This is a genomic window from Sulfuricurvum sp., assembly GCF_049305995.1.
GTDB lineage: Bacteria > Campylobacterota > Campylobacteria > Campylobacterales > Sulfurimonadaceae > Sulfuricurvum.
Window position 1 is genome coordinate 1 of record NZ_JBAQPS010000053.1, and the last position, 2,982, is coordinate 2,982.

At 44.3% G+C, this 2,982-nt stretch carries 4 protein-coding genes; all 4 read left to right on the forward strand.

The window, feature by feature from the left end:
• Position 1 precedes the first annotated feature (1 nt).
• A complete protein-coding gene (locus WA010_RS01785) occupies positions 2–427 on the forward strand; it encodes a type II secretion system protein (protein WP_422555464.1) in 426 nt (141 codons plus the stop codon).
• Between the two features lie 62 nt (positions 428–489).
• On the forward strand, positions 490–948 hold the full coding sequence (locus WA010_RS01790; protein WP_422555465.1) for a type II secretion system protein: 459 nt from the start codon (positions 490–492) through the stop codon (positions 946–948).
• Between the two features lie 2 nt (positions 949–950).
• Positions 951–2,819, forward strand: coding sequence for a primosomal protein N' (locus WA010_RS01795; RefSeq protein WP_422555466.1), 1,869 nt, complete (start codon positions 951–953; stop codon positions 2,817–2,819).
• A gap of 36 nt (positions 2,820–2,855) precedes the next feature.
• Positions 2,856–2,982 (forward strand): flavodoxin-dependent (E)-4-hydroxy-3-methylbut-2-enyl-diphosphate synthase (locus WA010_RS01800; protein WP_422555467.1); only part of this gene is annotated, 127 nt, incomplete at its 3' end.

The following is a 2,982-nucleotide window of genomic DNA, read 5'->3' on the forward strand; positions in this document are numbered from 1 at the left end:
GATGAAACGTTCAGGTTTTACGATGATCGAGTTGATCTTTGTTATTGTTATCCTCGGTATTTTGGCGGCAGTGGCGATTCCTAGACTAGCGGCGACGGCGAATGATGCTAAAGTGGCAAAAGCAGAATCATTTGTAGCGACATTTAACCGTTCTGTAGGACCTTCGATGTGGGGTACAGTGATAAATGACGGAAATGGAAGCGTTACAACCCAAACACTTTCGACGTATACAAATGTACCGACTGGATTTGATTTAAATTTATCTCAATGTACAAATAATGGTAGTGGTAATGGATCGGATGCCGGCGGTATTTCAACTACTGCATTACCGGTGGCGGAAAATATTTTTTGTCGTGATGGCAATGGTACCTCGGCGCCGATGATCGGTTTTACGGCTGATTTGAATCAATCAGTTCAATTGAACTGATCCCAAAGATAGAGAAGAGCGTTGTATCACGCTCTTCATCAGGTATAAAAAAAGGTTTAGAATTGATTAAAAAGTCAGCATTTACCCTCATCGAATTAGTGTTTGTTATTGTTATACTGGGTATTTTAGCCGGTATAGCAATACCAAGACTCGGATCGAGTGTAAACGATGCTCATGTTGCTAAAGGTCGCAGTGATGTAGCGGCAATCCGTGCGGCGATCGTCAGTGAGAGACAGTCACGGTTATTGACCGGAAATGTATCGTATATTAACCATATTGACAAATTGACGACTACATCATCGAGCGATGGAGATACATTGTTTGATCATAATGGGACGTCAGCAAATAGTTTACTTCAATACGGGATAATATCAGGGTCCAATGATGGAGACTGGAGAAAAACAGCTCAAGATACCTATAAATTTAAACTTCAAAGTGGTGATCATACATTTGAATATGACACGACGGCAGGGACTTTTCGTTGTACTGGTGGTAATGACTGCGCAGATTTAACGAACTAAATGTGGAAACCGGTTATTATTCAATAGCCCTTTTGGGTTCCCCTCTTGAGCCTCTAACTTACCGCGGTAAAAATTTCCTTGTCATAGGTACTGAAGTTGAAGTTTTTCTCTCTACTCGTACCATACACGGGGTAGTGATCGCGCAGTGTGAGAAACCTGATTTCACGACACAGCCGATCGGTGAGATAGCCCCCTTTTGTTATTCTGATACTCAAATTAAAACCGCCAATTTTATCAGTGATTACTACGGATGTTCGCTTGGCGAAGCATTGAATCTTTTTGTACCTTTTCCCGTTCACCCTGAGCCGGTCGTTGGGTTCATGGTTCGACTGGCTCACCACGAACGAATGACGATAGATATTACCCTCTCAGAATCTCAATCTCAAGCCCTTGATTTTATACGCGCTCATTCCGTCTCTCTCTTATTCGGTGATACGGGAGCGGGGAAAAGTGAAATCTATATGTCACGGATGGATGAGATTTTCCGTGAGGGGAAACGGTGTTTACTCCTCCTTCCTGAAATCTCTCTAACCCCTCAAATGGAGAAGCGTTTTTGCAATCATTTTAGCGATTCCGTGGTGTTGTGGCATTCGAAAATGACTCCAAAGCAAAAAAAAGTGACGTTGGAAAAAATTTATAATGGGACGGCGCATATCATCGTTGGGCCTCGCTCGGCGCTCTTTTTACCGATAGCGGATTTGGGGTTGATCGTGGTGGATGAGGAACACGATGAGAGTTATAAATCCTCCTCTCGTCCTCGCTACAATGCACGGGATATGGCGGTTTATATCGGTAATCTTCTCAAAATCCCTGTTGTGTTGGGGAGTGCAACGCCGAGTTTGGGCAGTTATAGCAAATATCCGTTTTTTCGGCTAAGAGGGGGATATTTTGAGGCAAAACGGACATTTGACTTTGAGCCCTCTTTGGAAGCACTGACACCGACTATAGACCGTGCGATAATGGAAAATAATGTATCAGGCCATCAGGCGATTGTGTTTATACCGACACGGGCGAATTTCAAATACACGGTGTGCGATGCGTGCGGTTACCATGTGGAGTGCCCGTTTTGCAGTGTGGGGATGAGTCAGCATAAAAATTCCCGTGCCCTGAAATGTCATTACTGCAACTACACCGAAGTCCTCCCCAAAGTGTGCCCGAAATGTCAAAGCGGTGCATTGCGTACGACGCGGCTGGGAACGGCGGAGGCAGTGGAGCATTTTAAAGGGTTGAATGAAGATCTGAGAGTTCAGCAGTTTGATCGTGATATTATCACGACTCAAAACAAACTGATCAAAGTCCTCGAAGCGTTTAATAACAAAGAGATCGATCTACTCGTGGGGACACAGATGCTCTCTAAAGGGCATGATTATCACGATATTACCCTTGCTGTGGTGATGGGGATCGATAACCTCCTTTCACAGTCTGATTATCGCGCACGGGAGAAGGCATTATCGCTTTTGGTGCAGATCGCGGGACGGAGTGGTCGAAAACAAAATGCTACCGTGTTGGTACAGAGTTTTAATGAATCCTTTTTTCGAGGTTATTTGGACGATTACGAGCAATTTTTGATCGATGAGCTACGTATCCGCAATGGTCGCTACCCTCCGACGAAAAAACTGGCACGATTGCTCTATGCTCATAAAAATGGTCTGAAAGCAAAAGCGGAGATGGAGAGAGCGGTTGAGCAAATCGAGCGGATCGGACAGGTTCAAATGGTCGGATTTGGTGCATCGCCTATCGAGAAGATTGCTGATAAATACCGTTTTCAGATACTGCTTCGAAGCGATAAAAGCACCGATTTGATCCGTGCAATCAAACAGGTTAAATCACCACTTTGTGAGATCGATATGGATCCGCTAGAATTTACGTAACTTTCTTTTAACATCAAAATCGTTACAATCTATCCTATGATAACACGCTACCCTACTAAACAAATTTTTGTCGGAAATGTCGCCATCGGCGGTGATGCACCGATTTCTGTACAATCGATGACTTATTCGCGCACCGCGGATGTTGCGGCGACTGTCGAGCAGA

Coding starts and splice junctions, on each gene's coding strand:
- WA010_RS01785 (WP_422555464.1), top strand. CDS start 2: ATGAAACGTTCAGGTTTTACGATGATCGAGTTGATCTTTGTTATTGTT.